This window comes from Levilactobacillus huananensis (assembly GCF_003946145.1).
GTDB classification, from domain to species: domain Bacteria; phylum Bacillota; class Bacilli; order Lactobacillales; family Lactobacillaceae; genus Levilactobacillus; species Levilactobacillus huananensis.
Genome location: NZ_RHOC01000002.1, coordinates 51,236 through 76,460, shown reverse-complemented (window position 1 = coordinate 76,460; position 25,225 = coordinate 51,236). Strand labels below are relative to the sequence as shown.

The 25,225-nt window shown below is 46.5% G+C and carries 24 protein-coding genes; 5 read left to right on the top strand and 19 right to left on the bottom strand.

Annotated elements, in window-relative coordinates:
* Window positions 1-28: 28 nt before the first annotated feature.
* The 10 genes from EKM71_RS02415 to EKM71_RS02370 form a co-directional block, all read right to left on the bottom strand.
* The gene (locus EKM71_RS02415; RefSeq protein WP_125573087.1) at window positions 29-1,393 is read right to left on the bottom strand and encodes a PTS ascorbate transporter subunit IIC; all 1,365 of its coding nucleotides are present in this window, start codon (window positions 1,391-1,393) and stop codon (window positions 29-31) included.
* Between the two features lie 34 nt (window positions 1,394-1,427).
* Entirely contained in the window at window positions 1,428-1,727 is a 300-nt protein-coding gene (locus tag EKM71_RS02410) for a PTS sugar transporter subunit IIB (protein WP_125573086.1), read from the bottom strand.
* Entirely contained in the window at window positions 1,727-2,176 is a 450-nt protein-coding gene (locus EKM71_RS02405) for a PTS sugar transporter subunit IIA (RefSeq protein ID WP_125573085.1), read from the bottom strand. Before EKM71_RS02405 ends, EKM71_RS02410 begins: the two co-directional genes overlap by 1 nt.
* Window positions 2,177-2,802: 626 nt before the next feature.
* Complete coding sequence (locus EKM71_RS02400) at window positions 2,803-3,249, bottom strand: PTS sugar transporter subunit IIA (RefSeq protein ID WP_125573084.1); 447 nt, start codon at window positions 3,247-3,249, stop codon at window positions 2,803-2,805.
* A gap of 59 nt (window positions 3,250-3,308) precedes the next feature.
* Complete coding sequence (tkt, locus tag EKM71_RS02395; RefSeq protein ID WP_125573083.1) at window positions 3,309-5,315, bottom strand: transketolase; 2,007 nt, start codon at window positions 5,313-5,315, stop codon at window positions 3,309-3,311.
* A gap of 163 nt (window positions 5,316-5,478) precedes the next feature.
* Window positions 5,479-5,718: a hypothetical protein gene (locus tag EKM71_RS02390; RefSeq protein ID WP_125573082.1), complete on the bottom strand. Its 240-nt coding sequence runs from the start codon at window positions 5,716-5,718 to the stop codon at window positions 5,479-5,481.
* A 19-nt stretch (window positions 5,719-5,737) separates the two neighbouring features.
* Window positions 5,738-7,027 (bottom strand): class II D-tagatose-bisphosphate aldolase non-catalytic subunit, encoded by a 1,290-nt coding sequence (locus EKM71_RS02385; protein WP_125573081.1) that lies wholly within the window; start codon window positions 7,025-7,027, stop codon window positions 5,738-5,740.
* Between the two features lie 34 nt (window positions 7,028-7,061).
* Window positions 7,062-7,367 carry a PTS fructose transporter subunit IIB gene (locus EKM71_RS02380; RefSeq protein WP_125573080.1) on the bottom strand — a complete coding sequence of 102 codons (306 nt, stop codon included), beginning with the start codon at window positions 7,365-7,367 and terminating at the stop codon, window positions 7,062-7,064.
* Between the two features lie 18 nt (window positions 7,368-7,385).
* Window positions 7,386-8,477, bottom strand: coding sequence for a PTS fructose transporter subunit EIIC (locus EKM71_RS02375; protein WP_125573079.1), 1,092 nt, complete (start codon window positions 8,475-8,477; stop codon window positions 7,386-7,388).
* A 1-nt stretch (window position 8,478) separates the two neighbouring features.
* Window positions 8,479-8,943, bottom strand: a complete 465-nt coding sequence (locus EKM71_RS02370) for a PTS sugar transporter subunit IIA (RefSeq protein WP_125573078.1) — start codon at window positions 8,941-8,943, stop codon at window positions 8,479-8,481.
* Between the two features lie 168 nt (window positions 8,944-9,111).
* On the opposite strand from EKM71_RS02370, the gene EKM71_RS02365 reads away from it, so the two are divergent.
* Window positions 9,112-11,178, top strand: coding sequence for a PTS sugar transporter subunit IIA (locus tag EKM71_RS02365; protein WP_125573077.1), 2,067 nt, complete (start codon window positions 9,112-9,114; stop codon window positions 11,176-11,178).
* A 138-nt stretch (window positions 11,179-11,316) separates the two neighbouring features.
* Here EKM71_RS02365 and EKM71_RS02360 read toward each other — a convergent pair whose 3' ends face one another.
* From EKM71_RS02360 to EKM71_RS02340, 5 genes are all read right to left on the bottom strand, one after another.
* Window positions 11,317-11,994 carry a matrixin family metalloprotease gene (locus EKM71_RS02360; RefSeq protein WP_125573076.1) on the bottom strand — a complete coding sequence of 226 codons (678 nt, stop codon included), beginning with the start codon at window positions 11,992-11,994 and terminating at the stop codon, window positions 11,317-11,319.
* A gap of 122 nt (window positions 11,995-12,116) precedes the next feature.
* On the bottom strand, window positions 12,117-12,956 hold the full coding sequence (locus EKM71_RS02355) for an SDR family NAD(P)-dependent oxidoreductase (protein ID WP_125573075.1): 840 nt from the start codon (window positions 12,954-12,956) through the stop codon (window positions 12,117-12,119).
* 131 nt (window positions 12,957-13,087) lie between these two features.
* On the bottom strand, window positions 13,088-13,627 hold the full coding sequence (locus EKM71_RS02350; RefSeq protein WP_125573074.1) for a GNAT family N-acetyltransferase: 540 nt from the start codon (window positions 13,625-13,627) through the stop codon (window positions 13,088-13,090).
* 259 nt (window positions 13,628-13,886) lie between these two features.
* Window positions 13,887-16,274 carry a phosphoketolase family protein gene (locus tag EKM71_RS02345; protein WP_125573073.1) on the bottom strand — a complete coding sequence of 796 codons (2,388 nt, stop codon included), beginning with the start codon at window positions 16,272-16,274 and terminating at the stop codon, window positions 13,887-13,889.
* A 376-nt stretch (window positions 16,275-16,650) separates the two neighbouring features.
* Entirely contained in the window at window positions 16,651-17,376 is a 726-nt protein-coding gene (locus tag EKM71_RS02340; protein WP_125573072.1) for a GntR family transcriptional regulator, read from the bottom strand.
* A 323-nt stretch (window positions 17,377-17,699) separates the two neighbouring features.
* Here EKM71_RS02340 and ybaK point away from each other — a divergent pair, with 323 nt between their 5' ends.
* The 3 genes from ybaK (at window position 17,700) to EKM71_RS02325 (ending at window position 20,082) form a co-directional block, all read left to right on the top strand.
* The gene (gene ybaK / locus EKM71_RS02335; protein ID WP_125573071.1) at window positions 17,700-18,203 is read left to right on the top strand and encodes a Cys-tRNA(Pro) deacylase; all 504 of its coding nucleotides are present in this window, start codon (window positions 17,700-17,702) and stop codon (window positions 18,201-18,203) included.
* Window positions 18,204-18,206: 3 nt separating this feature from the next.
* The gene (locus EKM71_RS02330) at window positions 18,207-18,992 is read left to right on the top strand and encodes a hypothetical protein (protein WP_125573070.1); all 786 of its coding nucleotides are present in this window, start codon (window positions 18,207-18,209) and stop codon (window positions 18,990-18,992) included.
* Between the two features lie 490 nt (window positions 18,993-19,482).
* Window positions 19,483-20,082: a DUF3278 domain-containing protein gene (locus EKM71_RS02325; protein ID WP_125573069.1), complete on the top strand. Its 600-nt coding sequence runs from the start codon at window positions 19,483-19,485 to the stop codon at window positions 20,080-20,082.
* Between the two features lie 27 nt (window positions 20,083-20,109).
* Here the strand turns inward: EKM71_RS02325 and EKM71_RS02320 are convergent, their stop codons facing one another.
* The 4 genes from EKM71_RS02320 to EKM71_RS02305 form a co-directional block, all read right to left on the bottom strand.
* Window positions 20,110-21,516 carry an MFS transporter gene (locus tag EKM71_RS02320; RefSeq protein WP_125573068.1) on the bottom strand — a complete coding sequence of 469 codons (1,407 nt, stop codon included), beginning with the start codon at window positions 21,514-21,516 and terminating at the stop codon, window positions 20,110-20,112.
* A 226-nt stretch (window positions 21,517-21,742) separates the two neighbouring features.
* On the bottom strand, window positions 21,743-22,648 hold the full coding sequence (gnd, locus tag EKM71_RS02315) for a phosphogluconate dehydrogenase (NAD(+)-dependent, decarboxylating) (protein ID WP_125573067.1): 906 nt from the start codon (window positions 22,646-22,648) through the stop codon (window positions 21,743-21,745).
* Window positions 22,649-22,845: 197 nt separating this feature from the next.
* Complete coding sequence (locus tag EKM71_RS02310) at window positions 22,846-23,505, bottom strand: HD domain-containing protein (RefSeq protein ID WP_125573066.1); 660 nt, start codon at window positions 23,503-23,505, stop codon at window positions 22,846-22,848.
* Complete coding sequence (locus EKM71_RS02305; RefSeq protein WP_125573065.1) at window positions 23,492-24,133, bottom strand: TetR/AcrR family transcriptional regulator; 642 nt, start codon at window positions 24,131-24,133, stop codon at window positions 23,492-23,494. Before EKM71_RS02305 ends, EKM71_RS02310 begins: the two co-directional genes overlap by 14 nt.
* A 193-nt stretch (window positions 24,134-24,326) precedes the next feature.
* Between EKM71_RS02305 and EKM71_RS02300 the strand changes: the two genes are divergently transcribed.
* Window positions 24,327-25,223, top strand: a complete 897-nt coding sequence (locus tag EKM71_RS02300) for an ABC transporter ATP-binding protein (RefSeq protein WP_125573064.1) — start codon at window positions 24,327-24,329, stop codon at window positions 25,221-25,223.
* The last annotated feature ends 2 nt before the right edge of the window (window positions 25,224-25,225 follow it).

The window sequence follows — 25,225 nt, the reverse complement described above, 5'->3', positions numbered from 1 at the left end:
TAAAATTTTAAAAAGTGAGTCTCTAAATCTAACCTTCGGCCTTAGCCTTCTTGTTGCTCTTGAGGAAGAAAGACCAAACAATAACAACAACTGTAAAGCCAATGATACCAGCGATAACAGCAGCTTCACCATAGTGGCCCAAGTTACCAAGTAAGATACCTGGTACCAAGTAGTCGGTATCGGCGAAAGTTGAAGCAGCCATCTTCAAACCACCCAGAACAGGCAGAATCAATAATGGTAACCAACTGATCAACAGACTGTTAACCGCAGAACCAATGATGGCCCCACGACGACCACCGGTAGCGTTTCCGTAAATCCCAGCGGCACCCCCACAGAAGAAGTGACCAACAACACCAGGGATAATAACGGTTGACCCCATAGCGATCATCCCGAACATACTCAAAGTACCCACGATAAAGCTGACGAAGAAACCAATCAACAAAGCGTTAGGTGCGTATGGGAAGATGATAGGCACATCCAAGGCTGGCTTGGCATTTGGAACCAACTTCGTTGCAATCCCTTGGAAGGCTGGCACAATTTCACCTAAGATCATCCGAACACCGGCTAAAACAACGTAGAAACCAGCGGCGAAAGTCCCAGCTTGTGTCAGGGCATAAATCAGGTAGTTAGTACCTGAACTCAACTTTGTTTCAACGAAATGTGGACCAGAAACTAAAGCCAATACTAAGTAAACAATAGCCATAACCAATGTAATAGAAACCGTTGAGTCCCGTAAGAAGCTTAAGCCCTTAGGAACGTTGATATCTTCAGTAGATTTCTTGGCATCACCAAACCACTTACCCATCAAACCGGAAGTTGCGTAACCAATGTTACCCGTGTGACCCATGGCAACTTCGTCACCACCGGTAATCTTACGCATAAATGGTTGACATAATGCTGGCGTTACAGTTAACAAGGTTCCTTCAAACAGCCCACCTAAGAGAATCGTGGCTGCACCAGCCTTCATCCCAGTAGAAATCAGGATAACGGCAGTTAAACAAGAAACGTAAAGCATTGCTTGACCCGTTAAGAAAATGTACTTGAATTTCGTGAAACGTGCCAACAGAACGTTGACAATCATCCCAACGAACATGATCAAAGCGGTCGTGGTCCCGTACTGTTGTAAGGCAATCGCCACAACGGCTTCGTTAGAAGGGACAACCCCTTGAACATGTAAAGCAAACTTAAACATGGAAGCGAATGGTGCCAATGAATTTGATAAGATTCCTGCACCACCGGTCAGAACTAAGAACCCAACGAAGGTCTTAACAGTTCCTTCCATAATCTTAGTTCCGGGCTTCTTTTGAAGTGCCAAACCTAGACATGCAATTAACCCAACTAGGATGGCAGGTGTACTAACGATAGAAACAATAAAATTAATAACTGATTGCATAATTGCTATTCCTCCAATCTAACGTTAAAAAACACTAGTCGTGCTTGATACCTTCTCTGTCCAATAAGACATTGAGCTTTTCTTGCAATTCTTTCTTATCAATGATGCTCTTCAAAACGAAGACCTTTTCTTCAGGCATGTCTGAAGCTTGTTCAGCTAAGTCATTCCCTAAGAAGAAGTAATCAGCGGCATTGACGTTCATGCTACCCGTATCAAAGTGGGTAACTTCGATGTTATCCGTGTCGACGTTTTCTGCTTTAAGAACAGCGTCGATGTTCATTTGAATCATAAAACTTGACCCTAAACCTGATTGGCAAACTGCTGCGATTTTCATTATTTTTCCACTCCTCTGAATTCATTAACCAACTCTTCGACAGTTGTTGCTTTTTCCATTCTGGCGAAACTATCCGCATCCTGAAGCTTCATAACTAATTCTTGTAGCGCTTCCAAATGTTTGGTGTTATCACTAGCAGCCAGAACGAAGAATAATGTAATTGGGTGGTCTTCACTAACCAAATCGATCGCTGGATCGACTTTCATGAGGGCCATCGACATTTCATTTACACCATTCTCTGGACGAGCATGTGCTAAAGCAATGTGGGGACCAATATTGATAAATGGACCGTTCTTTTCGACAACATTAATCATGGCATCAACGTATGATTGTTCAACCTTCCCTGTAGTTAACAATGGCGATGCTGCCTGCTTAATTGCCTCCTTCCAGTCTAGGTGACCAGCCTGTCTTACCTGGACAGTCTGGGGCGTCAATAAAGTTTCTAACATTCTAATCAACCTCCGCTTCTAAAGACAACTACACTTTAACTTGTTATGGAAACGGTTCCAAGTGCAGTCAATGCACTCTTATGGAGTGCAGAAAGTGAACCTTTATGCCTTTTTCTGCATCTTCAGACTGACTAAATTGCTTAGCTGTTAATCAATAAACCCTTGTCACTATGCGGTTTATCATGAGAAGTTTCGTGTGTGAATTCATCATAATTTAATCATAAACCCATCGAATATACAGAACGACCTGGTTTTCGTCCAAAACAATGGACAGAAGTTAAGGTTGTCACAACTGATAGATCCGATCAAAAGTAACGCAAACAAAAAGGCTGCGACAAACGCCACAGTCTTTTTACTTGCGTTACGGCTTACTTATTGAGAACGGCCGTCAAGGCATTAACCATTTGTTTGACTTCTTCGTTACCTTCGGCATCTAGTGTTCGGTCAACTAACGCGGTTAAGTGTTGCGTACCCCACTTTTCATCACTGATCGTGTCTGAAAAAATTGTCGTCGCACACCTATTTTTCGGAATCTCTCAGAACAGTATGCAAGCTACTAAGCTCTTACACCACATCAACCGTCTTTACAGTAGCAAAAGATAAGTCTGGGTCAACTCGTTCCTGAGCTATTTCAAGGCGTTTACAATTTCATCCGCTGTCGTCGCCTGCTTCACGGTATACAAGACCTCATCATTGCTGAGTTTCTGAATCATCTTAGTTAGTAACGCTTGATGAACGCGATCTGGGGTCGGTTCGTCAGGTTCTGCGAACAACAGAACTAATCGAACTGGCGCATCGTCAATACTCTTCCAAGCGATTGGCGTTTGGAGAGTGGCAATGGCAACGGTAGAATAGACGACACAATTACTCCCATGAGGAACAGCCACTTCATTACCAATTCCGGTCATTCCTGACATTTCACGATAGTCAACGTCCTCTAGAAACCCCTCTTCATTCGTAATGGCATGTGATTGAAACAACCAATGGGTCATCTCCTGAAGAACTGCCTCTCGATTGGAACATTCAAGCTGTAGTGAAATATTATTTGGATTAATCGTACTCATTAAGTCCATTTTTACCGTCCTTTCTAGTTCAAAACCTCCAAGAGATTTAGAAACCAGCTGAGACTAACTTACTTATTCCATAACCTTTCAAAGTGCTTAACAATATTGTCTACCGTAAACCCAAAATGTTCCTGAACTGCTGGACCGTTACCACTGGCACCGAACGTGTCGATCCCAACGCTAGTCCCATCTAAACCAACATACTTGCCCCAACCAAATGTACTTTCAGCTTCAATAGAAATTCGCCGCTTGATGTCACTTGGTAAGACAGACTCACGATAGTCCTTAGACTGCTTATCGAAGAGTTCCATACTTGGCATTGAAACCACTGAAATGTCGTAGGAACGTTTAGTCAATGTTTTCTTAGCTGCTAAAGCTAACGGGACCTCGGACCCAGTAGCCATCAAAATAGCATCTGGATTACCAGTCTTGGCTGGTGAGAGGACGTAAGCGCCTTTGGAAACATCGGCAGCCACTGTCTCCTTCAAAACGGGTAATTTTTGCCGTGAAAGAACCAGGACACTTGGTGCCTGAGTTTCTTCCGCAATGAACTTCCAAGCACTCAGCACTTCATTTGCATCAGCTGGCCGAATAACATTAACATTCGGCATCGACCGTAAGGCAGCTAATTGTTCAACCGGTTCATGGGTTGGCCCATCTTCCCCAACGGCAATAGAATCATGGGTAAAGACATAAGTCACTGGTAGATTCTGTAAAGCCGAGGAACGTACAGCAGACTTCATATAGTCGGAGAAGGTAAAGAAGGTACTCCCAAAGACCCGACTACCACCATGTAAGGCAATACCGTTCAGTGCGGCAGCCATCCCAAATTCACGAACCCCGAACCAGATATTCTTATTCTGCGGATTCAGTGGTGAGAAACGTCCACTATCTGCTAATTGTGTTTTGTTACTTGAAGACAAGTCGGCAGCCCCACCCCAGAAATTAAGGTTGTGATCACTGATCTGTTGTAAGATATCTGAATTAGCAACTCGTGTCGCGATCTCATCGCCTACCTTATAGGATGACGTGACCTGATCCAAGTTGAGTTTTTCACGCGGATCAGTGGAGAAGGCCTTCGCTAAGGTATCCTTATCACTGAAGTCACGATAGTCTGCTTCCCAGTCATTGTAGGCCTGAATCCCACGACTCTGAAGATTCTTCTGGAATTGTTCGTAAACCGCATCTTCAATTTCAAATGGGGCATCCGTATAGTGTAAAGCCTTCCGGGTAGCGGCAATGTTCTCGTCACCCAATGCAGCCCCATGAACTTTGTTAGTCCCAGCTTGTGGCGACCCATAGCCAATCACAGTCTTAACTTCAATCAACGTCGGTTTGTCGGTCTTCTTTGCTTGGTCGATAGCCTCATTGATGGCAGCTAGGTCTTCCCCATTAGAGACGGAGAGATAGCCCCAACCAGCCGCTTGGAAACGTTGTCCCGCATTTTCAACGGACTCATTGTTCAGTGGCCCATCAAGCGTCACATCATTTGAGTCATAAAGAACCACCAACTTACCTAGTTTTTCTTTTCCAGCAATGTTGATAGCTTCCTGACTGATTCCTTCCATCAAGTCCCCATCACCAACGATGGCATAAGTATAGTGGTCAATCAGTCGATAGTTGCGGTTGTAAACAGCCGCCAGATGCTTTTCAGCAATCGCCATCCCAACGGCCATACTAATTCCTTGACCCAAAGGACCGGTCGTCGCGTCAACGCCCGCGGTTTTTCCAAATTCTGGGTGACCAGGCGTCTTGGACCCGAGTTGACGGAATTGTTTCAATTCACTCATCGGCAAATCGTACCCACTAAGGTGTAACAGACTGTAAAGAAGTGCAGACCCGTGCCCTGCTGACAGGACAAATCGATCGCGGTTAATCCAGTCTGGATGCTTCGGATCGACAGTCATCTGGTAATTCCACAAGACATACGCCATGGGTGCAGCATCCAGACAAATACCTGGGTGGCCAGACGTGGCCTTTTGAATCATATCAACACTCAACATTCTGAGCGTGTTAACTGCTAGTTCATCTGTTTCGTCAAATTTTTTAGTCGACATGTCTTCTGCATTAATCATTGATCTTCCTCCGTTTTCATTGGTAGCTTAAGAAAGCCGAAAATCGGTTATTGAAATCGCTTGCATTAATGGCAGAAATAACCTATACTGTTTTTAGCCGTAAACCGTATTCGTTTATTAATGCCAAGAAGTCTTCCCGTTAAGGAAGGCTTCTTTGTTATGCTTATAGCTTCCCTCGAAAGAGGTTTGACAATCTCGCTCTCGGGTAGATGCAACGAACGATGATGTAGACACTGACGAAGAACATCCCAATCCAACTAAACATGAACCCGGTGGTCTTCTGTGCCGCGGTTAAACCGAAGAACCCAATGATTAGGTAGAGGATAAACAGCGTACAGACGGTAACAATTAACCCGCGAATGAACTTGCCGACACCATGATTACTTGTATTTGTTCGTTTCATCAGTCATCATTCCTTTACATTAAGCTTTTTGTGCTTGGGCTACATTCTTACGAATGTCACTCGTTAAACCAGTTAAGTTCAAGGTTTCAACGTATTGACGTAAGGGATCCTTGATACGGTCGATCACGTAACGTTGACCATTGATATTGTTTTCGGATAAGTTAGCATATAACTTAGCAACTTCTGCCTTAACTTCGGGTTCATTGTAAACGTAGTGACCAGCAACGTCCAGGATGATTTGGTATAAGTCAGGACGGTTCAAAGCTTGGTCGACCGTCAACTTGTCATCGTCGCCCTCCATCCACTTGGTCCAACGACCATTGCGGATAGCCTTATCCAAAAGAACATTGTATAAGTTTGATGGATTTTCAACTAAACCATGCTTTACCAGTTGTTGTTCAACTTCCGTTAAGTGGATCAAGGCGTGGGTTTCAGCAGTCCCATATTGTGGGGCAACGTTGCAAGCCGTAATGTGTGCTGGCTGGTGTAAGAGTAAGGTAACGTCGTCTAGGTAGTCCGCGTTGTGTTCCTTCAACCCAACACCATACTTCTTAGCCATTGTCCCTAATTCCACGGCGTTTTCAAAGTTCCATTCACCGGCTTGAACACCGATACGCGTTAACGTCCCAGTTTGACCAACAATCAAAGTTGGCATTGGTAAGTTGCGCTTGTCGAGTTCACTCTTCAATCGTTGGATGAAGTTTTCGTACTTAGCGGTCGTCGTTAACCCACCGTTGGTTTCTTCAGTCCCAACTTCATAACCAATTTCTGGCAAGTTGCGCTTCTTACGTTCAGTTTCACAGTAGTCAATCAACTCAACAGTCCAGTCGATAACGTTGTCCAAGTTGACTACTTTCCCGATTTGGAAGGGGTCTTTGGTTGGGTCAATCATCAGTAAGTCAAATCCGGCTTCGATATCAGCTAAGTAAGATTCCTTGGCGAGCTTCATGGCTTCGTCAAACTTCAAGTGGCTGTTCCGTTCCTTATCACGCTGCCATGGACCACCATGGTCACGGCATAAGTAGTAAAGACCATTGAACCCAACGGCATCGGCAACCTTCTTGATGTCGGCACTGAACCGGGTCTGGTCCCAGCCATTGACGTAGCCCCCACCGAGGTCATCCTTATCAACTTGGTTACGGCTAGCGATGAACATTAATGGAAAATCATCGTCTTTAGCTAATTCGAAACTAGCCCGCAATAAGTTTGGTGACATTGGCCCGATACCCAGCAATGTTGCGTAACGTCCTTGATCTTGTAACTTCAACATAGTACTGATTGATTGCTTGATCGAAACTTTTTCACTCATAATATATTTGCCTCCAATAAAAATGCTTTTCTGTCTAAGCCATCTTTGCTAGCTTGTTCATCAATGCGTCGGCTTTTTCAATGATCTGAGTCGTTGTTAACTGAACCACTTTCTTTCCCTTGAAACGTTCAGTTCCCCGAATACTGGTATCGGTGGAGAGAACCACGAAGTCAGCTGCGGAAATTTGACCGCTAGTTAACTCGTCATCTACCCCACTGGTTCCTTGGGTTTCAATGTGAACTTCAATATCTTTTTCCTTGCCGGCCTTTTGTAAGGCTTCGGCTGCCATATACGTGTGGGCAACCCCACTCGGACAAGATGTCACACCAACAATTTTCATACTGCCATCTCCTGTAAATTAGAATTGTTGAATATCGAAATCAATGTCATCATCGTTAGCTTCTGCTTTTTCTTCCGCCGGCGTTTCTGCAACGTACGGTTTCTTAGCGAATCCGACAATTAACGCGACTACCGCTGAACCAAGGGCAACGGCGGCAATGTATCCCCAGCGGTTATCCACCACCGGTAAGACGATAAGTCCGCCCCAAGGCGCATGGTTCAAACACCCAAACATGAATCCTGATAAACAAGCGACAGCGGCACCAATCGTGTTCGCTGGAATGACCCGAAGTGGATCCGCAGTAGCGAATGGAATCGCACCTTCGGTAATTCCCATGGTTCCCATCAATAAAGCGGCAATACCGGCATCACGGTCTTCAGGACTAAACTTCTTCTTGAAGATTAACGTGGCAATCCCTAAACCAATTGGTGGGGTGGCACCAGCGGCACCAACACCCCCCATCAGGAATGGTAAGGTATCCACTTGCGTTTGAGCGAAGGTATAGGCAACCTTGTTAATTGGACCACCCATATCAACCCCGACCATGGCACCTAGAACCGCTCCAAGTGGTGCTTTGGCTGCGCCACTCAAGCTATTCAAGAAGTGGGTCAGGAACGTCATGAAGTTAGCGATTGGCGCCCCAATCAGGTAAACCATGATCCCACTGGCGATTAACGTTCCTCCTAATGGATAAAGGAAGATAGTGGTTAATGTCCGATAATTATTTGGAACTTTGATTTTCTTTAAGTACTTAACGGCGAATCCAGCCATGATACCGCCGATAATCCCACCGATAAATCCGGCATGAATTTGAGTTGCTAAGTAGGCGGTAATGAAACCGGGCGCTAAACCAGGCCGGTCAGCCATACTGAAGGCGATGTACCCCCCTAAAGCTGGGATAAACAAGGCCAACCCGGCGGAACCAATTGACGCTAATTTTCCAAGATTCCCTGTAGTTGGAACTGATGGTTTCCCACTCAGCATGACGGCAAGTGCGAAGATAATACCACCGGCAACAACGAAGGGAATCATGTACCCAGTCGCGGTCATCAAGTGCTTCTGCGCTGGTGCCCACCAACTCTGCTTTTTCTTGCTTGCATTTTCAGCCATGTTATTCACTCCTGTGAGGGTTTTGACTAGCCATTAACAACTCTCGAACCTCTGTTTCAGATGTGCTCCGAAGCTTATCTCGAAAGTCATCATGCATCAGTAACCGTGAAAGATTTGCTAAGATTTTAAGATGCGTATTTTCTTTTCCGCCATAAGGTACGGCAATCAGAAAAATAAAATCGGCTTTCTTTCCGTCATTCCACTCTACTGGGTGGGTAAGCTTTCCAATTCCGATTGTCGCATCCTTAACGTAATCACTCTGGGAATGTGGTAACCCGAACCCGAATCCAATATAGGTCGGTAACTCCGCTTCCCGAGCAAAGACATCGGCTTGAAACTTTTCTCTATCCAATAATTTACCAGCTGCGTCTAGTTTGGTAATTACGGCTTTGATAGCCTCTTCTTTAGAATCTGCATCAATATCGAACGCCGTAACGACGTCAACAAAATTAGCGACATTGTTCATCCCTGTTCACCTCGTTCCTTTCTACAAGAACAATGATAGCGCTTACATTGCTGTGCAAAAAGCCAATTTGATTCACTCGAAAAGTGCAAGAATTGGGCAGGCTTGCACGGACCAGTCTGCCCAAAATGGTATGCTATTGGTATCGTTTACATTTAGGAGGGATAGCTCGTGATTGTCATCAGTCATAAAAAAAGAATCAATTTACTTGCGACGTATTTTATTGAACACGATTACATTAATATCAAAGACATCGAAATGGAATTTAAGATCTCCAGAAGAAGTGCCTTCTATTGGATTACAAGTTTTAATAAACAGCTCGATGAAATGCAACTCGATCGCATTGCTAAACTCGCACAAAGTCAATACTTCTTGCCGCCAGAAACGAAGGAGGCCCTCCGCCATTATGACAACTTGGAGACAGATGACTACCCCATTGCCTACTCAAATAAGTACTCACGACGCGACCTCATCATTTGGTTTCTCATTCAGAATAAGGACCACGTGTCACTGACTAAACTCGCAAAATACTTTCGGGTTTCAAAAAACACGGTCATCAATGATATTCAGGGTATCCGCGAACATTTACCAAAACAGTTTTCAATTATTAATGATAAAAGTGGTAAGCGTTTAATCGGTAATGAAAGGGAAAAACGTTTATGGGTCTATAGCCAGGTTAGTATGCACCATAATTCGTTGCTGATTAATGACATGCACGGTGCCCACTACCGTTATTTGATTGGCGAACTCATTACACTCCAGCGCGCAAGCCGCGTTATCTTCAGTGACAACGCGCTCGAACTGTTGGCGACCTTTCTATCGTGGTGTCTAAAACGAGTTCAACTCAATCCAGCTCTGACTCTGACGAGTTCTCCTGATCACCTCACGCCCGGTGATAAAGTGGTCAATGATTGGATTACAAGTCTAATGACCCATTACAAGATTCCAATCGCTATCGATGAAGTGACCTTCTTCCGCGATATCATCTATAGTGCCCAAACCAAAAGCATTGCTCACTGGGCATTCACTGAGAACTTTCCGGCCGATGTTCTCGCCAACCAAATCATCTCACGATTCAGTAGCATTTCCGGTGCTGAGGTCAGCACGCCTAACCTGCGCAACGGATTGAAGGCACATCTCATTACCACCTATCAACGGGTCATGGCTGGCATTCCTTACCGTGCAGCCAACCTTGAAGATATCAAGCGTGATTACCAGGAGCTGATGACCTTAACCAGTTATGCAGTTAAACCTTTTGAAGACTTCATGCATAAGACCCTTTCGAGTGATGAATTGGCGCTGTTAACGACTTACTTTGGGGGACAAACCAACTATCTCAGTAACTCGGAAACATTCAATCCCAACATCGATGTCTTTCTAATCTGTTCCAGCGGCGTCGGGACCTCTTACTTTCTTCAGCAAACGTTGCGACGTAAGTATGGTCACATCAAGTTTTCCCATCCGATGAGTGTCCGTGAATTCAATCGAATGGCACCGCTAATTCATGCAAAATTGATTATTTCCACCATCGACATCACAACGCCCCAAGAGACGCCGCGACTCACCGTACAAAGTATTCCCACAGACAACGACTTCGATCAAATCGACAAGGCCCTTCACAAAGTTGGGCTCCTAGGGACCTTAGATGCCACCAAGATGACCAATGACATCATGGACATCATTTCCAATGAGGTCATGATTACCAATCCACAATCACTCTCGCATAAGTTGATGGCTTACTTTAACGGTGACACAACCGTCGCTAAGGATCCTCAAAACTCTGCCGATAGCAATCGTCGGCCGTCTATTCAGGAACTCCTGACCCCCGATCACATCCACGTCACCTCCAAGGTATTAACTTGGAAACAAGCTATTCAACGATCCTTTCTTCCCCTACTGAGCGGTGGGTATGTTGATAAAAGTTATGTCACTGAAATTATCCGAAAACTAGAAAAAAATGGGCCCTTTATGATTGTTAAGGGCGGTGTCCTATTAGCTCACTCTGCACCGTCTAGTAAGATTCACAAGATGGGGATGTCCCTCTTAGAACTCCAACATCCGGTCCAAATGGCAGACAAAACTATTACCACCATCATTTGTCTAGCGCCTAAGCGAGAAAAGCAGCATTTAAAAGCGCTCAGCGACCTGCTTGATATTCTCGAAGACGACGACAAATACCAGACCCTGATTCATTCTGAACACAAGTCCGAACTTGTCACCTTAATGGCGGAAGCCTAATCCAAAACAACTGCGACCCCTCGAGTCAATTCTCGATAGGATCACGGTTGTTTCTTTCGTTCTAACGGTTATCAATCTGAGAACAGACAAAAATACCCGGACCGATCGCTTCTCACGACTGATTCGGGTACGCCATTCTTATTGCTGATTATAGATGAGTTTCAAACTCTTTATGTCACTCGTAGCCAACTTCGTTTGCCCATGCGTCAACGGATACATCACCGAATGCTTGGACTTGCTGTGGGCTAATCCCAACGCGTGTCCCAGTTCGTGCACCGCAACATCATCGTTGAACGCCGCATCATAATCTCCGTTTAAACTGGCTTCTGCGTGATTGACCGTCTTCGTTCCGAGAAAATCACTGGTCTGGATGATCTTCGGACCCCCGTGACCCAGCTCAACCATTTCGGCATGCTTCTTCATCCTCTTATGATAGATAGAAAAGGTAATCCGATTATGTCCAGCCCCAGACCAACCTGAGTTGGCGACCAGGTGAACGGTTCCCGTTTGATTATAAATATTAATGGCATCGGCGAAGGCCTGTTTACCTCCGGCCGGCATCTTATCACTGAACTGGTAATAATAGGTTTTCGACAAATCCATGCCCTGGACAATGTCCACAACCGGCGTATCGGTCTTCGGCACATCGAGTGAGGAAGCCTTCGAGGTCACACGTTTCTGCTGTTGAAAGGGCATCTCTGATCGGGCATGATCAACGGCTGCCGATAACTGTGGAAATTGACCGCTTCGGTACCCGAGTCCCACTAACAAAGCCCCTACTAAAACTGTTAATACAATTGCACGTCCCCAACGCATCTCCTCGTCCCCCATCGTTTTCTTTCAATGTTTTAGTTATACCACACCCGCACAATCAATCATAGGGTAAAAAGAAGCCGTGGTCCTCAATTGGGCCACGGCTTCCAGTATCTTATTTTAACTTATTCTGGTTGATCGGCAGAGATAGAAAGATCGCGTTCTGTCTTGAATTCACCTAAAGATTTCTCGTACTTGGCAATCGCCATATCTGAAGCAAACTTCCCTAATGGCAAGTGCAGTGGCAGGTCAGTAGCGTGGTTCGTCACTTGATCATAGATAATTGCCGCAGCCTTATCGGGATCACCCGCCTCATGGTGGGCATCACTGGCACTGCCTTCGATGTTCGCCGTGAACTGCTTGTAGGCGTCGATCGTTGGCATGGCCTTCTGAGAAGAACGACCCGCCCAGTCCGTCCGAAAGCCACTAGGTTCAATTAACATAAGCTTAATGCCTTGGTCCGCCACTTCCTGAGCCATGGCATCCGTAATCCCTTCAACCGCATGCTTCGTTCCATTGTAGAAGGACAGTGTTGGGAAGGAAGCCAAGCCGGCGATGGAAGAAAAGTTGATGATGATCCCAGACTTTTGGGCCCGCATCGTTGGTAAGACGGCGCGAGTCATGTCGACCAAGCCCCAGACATTCACGTCAAACATGTAACGAACGGCATCGCGATCACTTTCTTCAAAAGTCCCAAAGTAGCCGAGACCGGCGTTATTAATCAAGACGTCGAGAGTGCCGAACTTTTCCGTGGTTGCCTTGACCGCGGCCGTAATTTCATTGGCCTTGGTAACGTCCAAGGTCTGCTTCAAAATTTGGCCGTGATCATATTGGTCCAGGTAGCTCAGTTGGTCCGTGTGTCGCGCCGTTGCAACCAAGTTCACATCAGCCTGCTGGGCTAAGTAAATCGACAAAGACTTCCCGAAACCAGTAGAAGTACCCGTAATTAACCATGTTTTTGTCATCCAAAATCACGCTCCTAATTTTATTAACACGATTAGTCTACTACCTAGAGTCGGCTTTAGGTCAACTAAAAAGGGTCGTGATCCTAACTATTCTTGCGATTAAGTCAATTTCATCGGGTAAAGTTGACCAATTATACCTTATTCCGGGTCAGCCATTCCTCACGCAGACACCCAAACTTCACGGAATCCCAGTATTGGCCCTGCCAATAACGAACCTGACGAACACGGGCCTCTTCCTTGAGGCCCAGTCGGGTGGCTAGCTGACACATTCGCTCATTTCCTGACCAGGTTGTCAGGCCAATGTGCGGCAAATCCGTCTGTGTCCACAGCCAGTCTAACCACTGGGTCAGAGCTTGTCGGCCAATCCCCCGATGCCAGTCATTCGAGCAGTAGACCACAATCCCGACATCCAGCCAGCGTTGTAAGACCCCGTCTTCAAAGTTGTAAGAAACCATTCCCGCCATCTGGCCATCCACCCAGATCACCTGGCGTTCCGGGTGCCCGATGAATTTTTCCGCGGCAATTTTCTCGATAAACGCTGCACGACTCGGCAACTCATCTTGAAAATAAGGGCCATTCCACATCGTCCATTCCGCCTGCGGATCACTGTAGGCCAGGTTCCAAAATTCCGCCACATCCACCACTGTTAAAGGCTTAATCTCCACGCGCATCAAACTCGCCTCACTTTTTTCTCAGTATAGCAGGTGCTTTACTGGTTGGCTGGAAAAATGAATTTCAATTTTTCAGCTTCAAATGACTGGTGACCCGGTTAACGTTGTCTTTCTGTTTGGTAGCCAACTTTGAACAACCATGTAGAACCAGGCGGCCAATCCTAATACCCATTTCCAAACAAAAAGAGCCCGCATTCAACCAAGAATGCAGGCTCCGGTCACGTCAATCGAAATTAGCGTTGACCTTTTTAATCATTATTTACTTGAGAGGCTTCCATTGCCAAGCATTAACTTCTGGCAAGTCAGTCCCGACTTCACGGATGTAAGCTGTGTGCTTAGCAACCATGTCATCCATGCGCTGTGCGAAGTAAGCACCCTTGACCGCGTAACTAGGAATGTCGTCAACGGCTTCCTTAGCTAAGTGGTAACGGTCCATATGGTTCAAAACGCGCATGTCAAATGGCGTGGTGATATCCCCGTTTTCACGGTAACCATGAACGTGTAAGTTGTGGTTGTGACGGTCGAAGAAGATATCCTTAATCAAGCCTTCAAAGCCGTGGAAGGCAAAGATAACTGGCTTATCGGTCGTGAACAGACGATCGAATTCTTCGTCGGAAATCCCACGAGGGTCAATCTTAGGAGAACGCAACTTCAACAGATCAACGACGTTGATGAAGCGCATCTTCATTTCTGGGAATTCGTCATGCAATAATGAAATTGCAGCTAAAGCTTCCCAAGTTGGTTCAGTACCAGCTGCGGCGAAGACGACGTCAGGTTCTTGACCTTGGTCAGTCGAAGCCCAGTCAATATAGCCCAAACCATTGTGAACCAGGTTAGTGGCTTCATCAATGGAGAACCATTGTGGACGTGGGTGCTTGGACGTCACGATCAAGTTGATCTTTTGACGACTCCGGAATGCCACATCACCAACGGCTAACAAGGTGTTAGCATCGGCTGGCAGGTATTCACGGATAAATTCAGGCTTCTTTTCAGCTAAGTGAGTCAGCATACCTGGATCTTGGTGGGTGTACCCATTGTGGTCTTGCTGGAAGACAGTTGACGTGTCAACGAAGTTCAAGGATGGGTAATCATGACGCCAGTCTTGTTCCGTTGCCTTACGTAACCACTTCATGTGTTGCGTTAACATGGAGTCAACGACACGACCGAAGGATTCATAGGTGGCAAAGAAACCATGACGACCAGTCAGAACATAACCTTCCAACCAACCTTCAGCTTGGTGTTCGGAGAGTTGTGAGTCAATGACACGACCTTCGTGAGCCATGTTTTCATCGTTTGGTTCGTGGATACCTTCCATCCATTGACGCTTACCATAGTCCAACATCGCGTAAAGCCGGTTAGACTTAGATTCGTCAGGACCAAAGGCCCGGAAGTTCGTTGGGTTCAACTTCATGGTATCAGCCAGATATTCTGACCAAACCAACATGTCTTGCGCAATCGTCTTCCCATGTTCGGTGGTGTCCACAGCATACTTCTTGTAGTCAGGTAACTTCAATGGTTCTGGCTTGATCCCACCATTAGTGATAGGGTTCATTGCCATCCGTTGATCGCCCTTAGGGGCCATGTCGCGGACTTCTTGCTTAACAGAACCGTCTTCGTTGAAGAGTTCTTCTGGCTTGTAAGACTTCATCCAGTCAATCAACATGTCCTTGTGTTCCATGTCGCCAGCGGCAACAGGAATTGGCACTTGGTGAGCACGGAATGACCCTTCGATTGGGTTCCCATCTAAGTCAGCCTTTGGACCAGTCCAACCCTTAGGGGAACGGAAGATGATCATTGGCCAGTTAGGTAAGGATTCATCGTTGTTTTCACGAGCATTCTTTTGAATGGCCTTGATCTTTTCGATGGATTCGTCCATGACCTTAGCCATGTCCTTGTGAACCCGCATGAAGTCAGTGTCACCGGCTTCAATTTCAACAAAGTGAGGATCCCAACCCATACCTTCGAAGTACTTCGTTAAGTCTTCGTCGGACATCCGTGACAGGATAGTTGGGTTAGAAATCTTGAACCCATTCATATTGATGATTGGTAAAACAGCACCATCTTTGATTGGGTTGATAAATTTGTCAGAGAACCATGAAGCGGCCAATGGACCAGTTTCAGATTCCCCATCACCGATTTCTACAGCGGCGATCACGTCTGGGTTATCTAAGATAGCACCAGTTCCGTGTGACAAGCTGTAACCAAGTTCCCCACCTTCGTGGATAGAACCTGGCGTTTCAGGTGCAGCATGAGAAGCAACCCCACCTGGGAAGGAGAATTGCTTGAACAAGCGCTTCATACCCTCTTCATCTTGAGAGATGTTAGGGTAGATTTCGCTGTAGCTACCATCAAGATATGAGTTCGAAACCATAACTTGACCACCGTGACCTGAACCTTCGATATAGAACATGTTCAAATCATACTTTAAGATAGCTCGGTTTAAATGAGCGTAGATAAAGTTTTGAGAAACAATCGTCCCCCAGTGACCAATAGGCTTGATCTTAACGTCGTCAGATGTTAAGTCACGCTTCAATAATGGATTGTCACGCAGGAATAACTGACCGACGGACAGGTAGTTTGCTGCCCGAAAGTACTTGTCAACGCCTTCCAAGTAAGACTTGGAGTCGAATTTTGCATCTGCTGCCATGTAATTAACACTCCTTCTTTGAAATCGTAACTGCATAATCTAGTTGATAGCTCGTTGTAAAACCACCCTCGTTAATGTTTACCCGGAGGCTTTTTTACAACTCCATCATAGCTTCTTTTATAGAAAAGTCAACTTTTATGTAAATTGGATCGTATCAATTTTGAAATGGCGTCATCCCCCTAGCCACGCGGTTAGCAGGCCCCCACTTCACCAAATATCGACAATCAATCGTCGGCCTTTCTATAAACAGTTTCTTATTATTTAGCAAATAAAAACTAGACCAATTTCAAGATTCATCTGCCAGCACTCGTCATATTGGCTAGACCAATCATGACAAAAAAAGACGACCGCCGTTTGGCAATCGTCTTTAAAGAACTTATTCTTCGTCCAAGGAAACGAACGTATTATAATTCAAATATTTGTAATGTAACCGCATGTTGGACACTTCAAACGGCGTCCCATCATCTAGAAAGAAGATTCCTTCCATGATGCCCACAGGCTCCACCGGTTTCAGGCACAATAACTCTTGATCCTCTGCCGTCGATGGCTGCGCTTGAATCGACATGAAAGACTTAGTGACGACCTTTCCCTGACCCTCCAAATAGTTAAAAATGGAATCCGCCACCGTCTTTTGCGACAAATTAGGCGCGATCTTAATGGGAATATAGCCAGTTTCAATCATAAACGGCTGGTCGTTAAACAACCGTAGCCGCTTAATCTCATAAACAAAGTCACCATCCGCTAAGAACAGATCCTGTTGGATTTCCTTACTAGCGGGAATCACGTCAAACTTCAGAAGACGGATCCCAGGCGTCGACCCCGCCGCCTTCATACTGTCAGTAATCCCTAGATTTGAGCCCTCATACTGAAAAATTGATTGGTTTTTCATATATAATGGGTTAATGAAGGTCCCGGCACCACGCTTCTTAAAGATGATGCCCTGGGTAGCAAGCACACTGAGGGCCCGTTTAACCGAACTACGGCTGACCCCATAAGATTCGCTCAGGCTCCGTTCGTCTGGTAATCGCTTATTGGGGAATTCATTTTGATGGATTCGTTGTTTTAAGTCCCGCATCACGCGTCGATAGACTAAATCTGCCATGATATCTCCTCATAACTCTTCAACTAGACTTCTACAGGTATCGAGTATAACAGGTTTTTCAAGTGATGTCTGCTTTTTAGTAAAAAACAACCGATCCAGTTTACGGTAAAGTGCGATCCAATTTATAAAAACACTTATCCTCAAGCTTCAATCGCTAACCGTAAAACGGTTCCCACCAGTGTTTCTGATTGAAACTTGTCGCCATTTACGCTAGTGTATATTTTATGACAACGGGTTCACTTGGCACCGCCATCATACGGCTAAATGCGAATGGCGGCAACCAGAAGGAACCTAAACTATTTTAACCATGAAAGGTGACCCACATGTCAAAAAAGAAAAAGGGCAAACGTCTCCACAAGACGCTCGTCGAACAGATCCTCGATAAAAACAAAATTGCCTATAAACAGGTGGAATTTGCGACCCACATCCAGGGCGATGTCGCCCAGATGGACGTTGACCACGCCGATATCGACGAACACCACATCTACAAGACACTGGTGCTCAGTGGTAACGTCACTGGCCCCGTCGTCGGCGTCCTCCCCATCGACGAACACCTCGACGAAAAGAAACTTGCCAAGGCCTCCGGTAATAAGAAAGTTAATATGGTGCCGTTAAAGGACTTGGTGAAGACCACTGGTTACGAACACGGCGCCAATACGCCTGTCGGTATTTGGGAAAAGAATCAATTCCCAATCTACCTCGACAGTACGGCTCAAGAACAGGGACAGATTCTGGTCTCATCCGGACAGATCGGACGGTCCGTGGAACTCGATGCCACCGATCTAGCCGGGTTGGTGCACGGCACCTTCACCGACCTGTTGGAATAGCGCATGGTAACTGACCTTCCACTCATTTTCAAGAATCTCGGAATTGCAGGGCTTGATCTCATCGCTATCCCCTTCTTCTTGATCACGGTGCTCACTTACTTGAACCGTAATACCAAGCAGCATTTGGCTGGCGGGTTCGGCATGATCAGCCAACTTTATTTGGGATTCATTGGCATTTTTCTCCATGAATTGAGTCACCTGTTGGTGGCAATCTTCTTCGGGCATCGTATTGTGACCTTTCGGCTCTTAAAGCGGCCTCATCCCGATCAACCAGGCGTTACCGGCGCCTCCGACATGACACTGGGCTACGTGAACCACACCTGGAATCAGCGGAACTGGTACCAAACGATGGGCAATCTCTTTATCGGGATCGCCCCTATCTTTGGTTGCGCCTTAGCACTCTTTGGCCTCACAGCTTTACTGCTACCGGGCGTATGCCATGGCCTTTTAACACTCATGGCCAACCCCTTTAATCTCGATTTGTCGGGCTTCGGTCAACCTGTCGGTGCCAACTGGTGGCGCTGGATCCTGATGATCACCTTGTCCCTCAATATCAGTATCGGTGGTTTCGATCTCAGTAACGCTGACTTTGCTAATTCTAAGATTGGTGTCATCAGCTTCATCATGGCCGTGACAGCCATCACCGTCTTATTGACCATGGCGAATGCTGCCACAGGCTACCTACGGGTCATCACCGCACTTGCCATCTGGCTGATCCTAATCCTAGGGTATGCCCTGGTGATCTCGCTGCTGACTAATCTGACGGTGCGCTTGATTCTACGTCGGTAAGGTCGCTGGTCCCCATGGCCGATGACAACACCCGGCGATGACTTTCTTTTGGAAAATTAGGCGCATGGGCTCTATAAATACAAACGTTCACCTAAAAGAAACCACTCTGACATGTTAAGCTCATCGCTGGATCCTTCGTTACCGAGTCACTCTGGGGCTTATGATCGAGAATCCTAAATGCGTTAAAGTCATCCAATAAGACATTTGATTTGGCCTGGCAACATTTTTGTTGTGGGGCCCTTTTTGTCTAACCAACGCCTTCTCAAACCAGACCACTTGGCTCGCTAAAATGACGCAACCGTCAGCTCTTTACCGAGCGATTATTTATGATGAAGTCGCCTGTTCATGGCCTTAAAACGCCCTTTATCGCTGCACTTGCGATATGCTTGACAACTTCTATTACCGTGACTACATTTAGGCCAAAACTGGTAGAAACCCTTCGAAGTAGGCTGCGATCAGTTTCTAAATCATCACCCGGGGAGGCAACATCATGACCAACAATCACTCTTTTCACGATAAATTCAGCAAATGGTTTTATGGGGTCAATGGCGAATTCGATGATACCAAGCGACTGGCGGCCCAGCGGCTTGAAGATCGGGCCCTCTTCTGCAGCCTGATCTTTGTGTTACTGGCCCCCATCGTCACCAGTTTCTTCGCTCAGCGTCACCTGACCACTGCACTCTCGTGGTTAGCCCTCATCAGTCTCTTTTTCCTAACCGGCATCGTTATCTATCTGCTGGGGGCAAGCTATGTGTTGGGCATCGGCAACCGACAGCAACAGAGACTCGATCGTGCTCAGCCACATTGGCTTCAAGCCATCACCACTGGCATCAATTATGGTTTAATGTATGGCTGCCTGACCTATCTTTACTTTGCCGTCATCGACGCCATTGATTCGAAGACGGGCGTCTGGGGCATCACTCAAAAATCAGCTTTTTCAGAAGGATTTCCTTCCGAAAAAGCTGATTTTTTTGGCCATTATAGTGTCGAAACGTCCGCCACAAGGCAGTTTGTTGCGCTTAACCCGAGAACAGGAATTGCGCCAAGACCAGGCATACCCTCTGTTCTCACGTTAATACTCGCAAACTAACCGCCTGATGTCCCATGCTCATTCTTGTTACTTATCTGTTTTTTGATGTTTGAATACAATTGCATACAAGCCAAAGTTTAAAAGGCTTAGAACTAGAATCAAACCGAAGGCGAGCTGACTCCCCTGTGCCGTTTGTTGTGACGTTGACAAGCCTGGTGTCTTCACCGAAGACATCAGCGCTGCTAAAATCGTCGTTCCCAACGACCCGGCGAACTGTTGCCCGGTATTGTAAATGGCATTGGCATCAGCCCGCTGCGACAACGCGACCTCCTTCAACCCATTAGTCAGGGTGTTACTGAAGGCCATCGACCGGCCAATACTGAACAAGACATAAAGGATTGCAATGATTAGCACGCTCAAGTGTTGCCCCAACACGGTGAAGAAGACGGCTGCTAAAGTGAACAGACTACTTCCCAACAAGATCGGCAGCCGAGCCCCGTGTGCATCCAATAAGTGACCAAACCAGGGTTGGAGCAGAGCCGTCACCAGGCTTCCAGGAAGCAACATCATTCCTCCAGCTAGTGAACCCGCTGCCACGACAATCTGAGCGTAGTTGGGTAACGCGAAGTTAATCCCAATATTACAGAACTGTAGGCTCACGTAGGCTAAAAAGCTAAACGTGAAGACCGGGTTTTTAAAAATTTCTAGTTTAAGAAGTTGGTGCTCGCTGTGCTTGGACAGCTGAATATAGCCCCAAATCATCACCAGAGCCAGACCAACACCACCCAGGAATTCCCAGCTCAGGAGACCCGCAGTACTGAGACTGTTTACCCCCATCGTGAAGCTGACAAAGGCGATGGCGAGTAAAATAAATTGTCCCCAGTCGAAGCGAACCTTTGACACCGGATCAAACTGCTTAATCGCCCGGAAACCCAGGAGTAAGACCAAGGCCTCTATCGGAATTGTGGACCAAAAAATCATCCGCCAATCGGCTAAGGCAACCATGATTCCACCAAAGGTCGGACCGCTCGCCGGCGCAATCATAAGGATTAACCCGGCCATCCCCATGTAGAATCCGAGGCGCGAACGGGGCACACTTTCCATGACCACGTTAAACATCAGTGGGATGGCAATCCCGGCACACCCCGCTTGAATGACCCGGCCGAACAACAGAATTCCAAAACTGGGTGCGAGCGCACAAATCGAAGCGCCCAAAATAAAAGCGGTCGCGGCCGCCACGAAAAGTTGTCGATTCGTAAAGCGTTGTTTGAGGAAGGCTGAGGTAATCATCAGCAAAGCTACCGTCAACAGATACCCCGTGGTAATCCACTGCACGGTGCTAAGGGACACATGCATGGTTTTCATTAACGTTGGAAATGTCACATTCATGGACGTTTCCACTAGGATTCCCAGGAAGGCCATCAGCGCTACCGCAAAGATGGCAATTAAGTTACTCCGCGAGACCTTGTCTGGGTCAGAATTTACTTGCGTCATTTTAACATCTCTCTTTCAAATTAGCGTCACTGCTTACTATCATACGCACATTTTTCGAAAAATGCATGGGTAACTTGATATTTTCTCATTAAATCACACCACTTCCAGTTCCGACTACTGATTAAATTCAAATTTCTAAAAGCTTGTTACCACTATCTCCAATGCATCACACAATAAAAAAGGACCAGCATATGGCCAGTCCCTGATATAGGTTCAATTCAAAAGTTTACTTCTTAGCTTTGTCGACCGCGTGACCACCGAAGCCATTCCGCAATGCGGCAACAACCTTCCCCGTCATGGTGTCGGTTTCCATTGAGCGGTAACGCATCATCAGCGAAAGCCCGATGACTGGCGTTGCGACTTGTTGGTCAAGGGCTTCTTGCAAGGTCCACTTACCTTCACCAGAACTGTGCATAATACCCTGAATATCGTCTAATTTCTCATCATCCGCAAAGGCTTCTTGAATCAATTCCATCAGCCATGAACGAACGACAGAACCCGAGTTCCAGAGCTTAGCAACGGCTTCGTTATCGTAGTCAAAGTCGCTGTGAGCCAGAACATCGAACCCTTCACCGATGGCTTCCATCATCCCGTATTCGATCCCATTGTGGACCATCTTTAGGTAGTGCCCGGAGCCAGCGGCACCGGTATAAAGGTAACCGTTCTTGTCAGAGATACCTTCGAAGAGTGGCTTCAGGGTTTCAAAGGCTTCAGCGCTTGTCCCACCGATCATGAAGTTCCCGTTCTTACGGGCGCCGGCCTGACCACCGGAAGTCCCACAATCAAAGAAGTTGATGCCTTTAGCTTCCGCCAACTTAGCAGCGGCAGCTGAGTCTTTCCAGAAGGAATTCCCACCATCGATAATGAAATCGCCCTCACGCAGCTTTTCTGTCAGCGTGGTAATGGTCGAGTCAGTTGGCTTGCCGGCTGGCAACATCAACCAAACAATCTTGGGCGTGGTTAACTTGCTTAACAAGTCTTCGAGTGAGGTTGCGGCCTGAGCACCAAATCCCGCAGCTTCATTGACAAAGTCCTGGTTCAAATCGAACGCAACAACTTCATTTCCGTGGTCCATCATGTTTTGAGCTAAGTTACTACCCATTTTTCCTAATCCAACTAATCCAATCTTCATGGTTTAAGTTCCTTCCTTTAATCGAAAATTCGCATCAACCTAACGATTCCTAGTATATGAAAAAAAGTTACAAATTTCAAGATATTTTTGTAAATAATATACAAAACAAACTAAGAAAGCCGTTATAATGGGATTTTACTTTTGCCATATTGTGAAGAAAATAACTGAAAAAAATGACCGACATCCTGTCATTTTATTTAAGCCTGAGCATTCCATTCTGCCTTGTATTCTGCCAGGAAGTCGCGCATCACCTGTTGCCGGTGTTCAGCCACCCGCTTAGCGGCATCGGTGTTCATCAGATCTTTCAGTTTCAATAATTTTTCGTAGAAGTGGTTAATAATGGTTTCGTTGTCCAGATTCCGGTACTCCTCATGCGTCATGCTTGTTCGGGGTTTAACAGCCGGATCGTAGATCTTTTCACCGAAATGGCCGCCAAAATAAATAGCCCGAGAAATTCCAATTGCGCCAATCGCATCCAGCCGATCGGCATCCTGAACGATTTGACCTTCCAATGGTAATGGCTTAGCGGTCCCATCAATCGTCTTGTGATAAGACATGTTATCCATAATCAGAAAAACCGTGTCACTATCGGCAGCACTGAAGCCCTGCTGAGTCAGAAAGTCACGCACTTCGGCGCTGGCCGCGGCAGTATCCGCAACCAGCTTCTCATCAATAACGTCATGTAAATAAGCCGCGGTGACGGTTAGAACCCGGTTAGCTTTGGGATATTCCCGCACTAACTTGTCGGCGAGACTAACAACCCGTTGGATATGATCGAAGCCGTGACCGGTTTCATCATCCCCCATTTTGCTCTGTGAAAAGGTTCGAACTGCTGCTAAAACATCATTTTTCGTCATATTTGCGCTCCTTAGAAGTTTTTTCTTCTGCATCCGAGGCAATCCCCACGAACCCATAGAAGAATAAGTGCATTAGTTGGTCAATCAGTTGCCGATACTCTGGAATATCATGGTCCGGCGAACTAAAGTAGTCGACATACATATCCAGATACATCGTCAGGGCCGCATTGGAAATCTCAGGGTTAATCATCCCTGCGTCCCGGCCCCGTTGAATGACGGCATCCCAAAAGGACTGCTTGCCGGCAACATACGTCGCCTTGGCTTCACCATTACCAAATTTACCCTGCATGTCCGCAACCGTGAAATTATAAAAATCCTGACTCATCCCTGCGGAAACTTTAACCTTAGTCTTCATCATGAACTGAACGACCTCACGGAACGACTTCTTGGGATCATCAACCACCGTGCGGTACTGGGCATAACCACCTACGATAAGATCCAAGACGACTTGGTGAGCCAGGTCATACTTGCTATCAAAGTATTTGTACAGGGTGACCTGCGACACGCTGGCCTCATCCGCCACGCCCTTAACGTGCGTGGGTTTATAGCCATCACGTAGAAATAGCTTGGTTGCGGCGGCCAAAATTTTACGCCGCTGTTGGTCCTTTCTCTCTTGGTTCGTTGCCATTTGGTTCACGTCCCTTTGCCTGCTTTTTAAATGTCAGCGGTTTCTTCTTAGCTGTTATTATTTTAGCACATTCGACCTTGGTGTATTTAAATTTGATGAACTATTCAAGAAAAATAGTTCACTTTTCTATTGACTTCCCCTAAACCAAGGCTTACGATGATAGCGATTTAATAACCGTGAGGAGGGGATTTAAATGGCGACACAGCCTATTTTACAAATTCATCAATTACAAAAAAAGTTTGGCCGCTTTCAAGCGTTAAAAGATATCACCTTCAGTGTGAATGCCGGTGAGGTGTTCGGGTTCATTGGACCTAACGGTGCTGGTAAATCAACAACTATCCGGGTACTTCTGGGCCTAATCCGGGCGACTGGCGGTTCGGCCACTATCTTCGGTCAGGACGTCTGGCACGACAGCGTTACGATCCATCAACGTCTGGCCTATGTCCCCGGCGACGTCTACCTCTGGCCGAATCTGACCGGTGGTGAAATCATTGACCTCTTACTCAAAATGAATGGCGCGGCTCATTCCGACAAGACTGAGGCGCTGATCAAGCAGTTCGGTCTCGACACCACCAAGAAAGCCCGGACTTACTCCAAAGGAAATCGCCAGAAGGTCGCGTTGATTGCTGCGCTCTCTCAAGATGCCGCCTTCTATATCTTCGACGAACCCACCTCCGGACTTGACCCTCTCAACGAGCGGGTCTTCCAGGATGCCGTTTTAGATCTGAAACAACGCGGCAAGGCCGTCTTACTCTCGAGTCATATCCTTTCGGAGGTCGAACGCATGTGTGACCGCATCGGCATTATTCGTGAGGGGCAAATTATTGAGACCGGAAGTCTCGCCGAGATGCGTCACCTGACACGTACGATGGTGACAGTCACACTGGGTGATGACTTTGACGTCAATACCCTGACTGGGGTTCACGGCGTCACCCCCGGCCATCAGGCACACGAATGGCAATTTGCTGTCGAGGATTCCCAACTGGCCACAATCATGGCTACCCTGGCCCAGCACCAGGTCATGGCCCTACAAAGTACGCCACCAACCCTGGAAGATCTCTTCATGCACTACTACACGGGAAAGGAGTGATC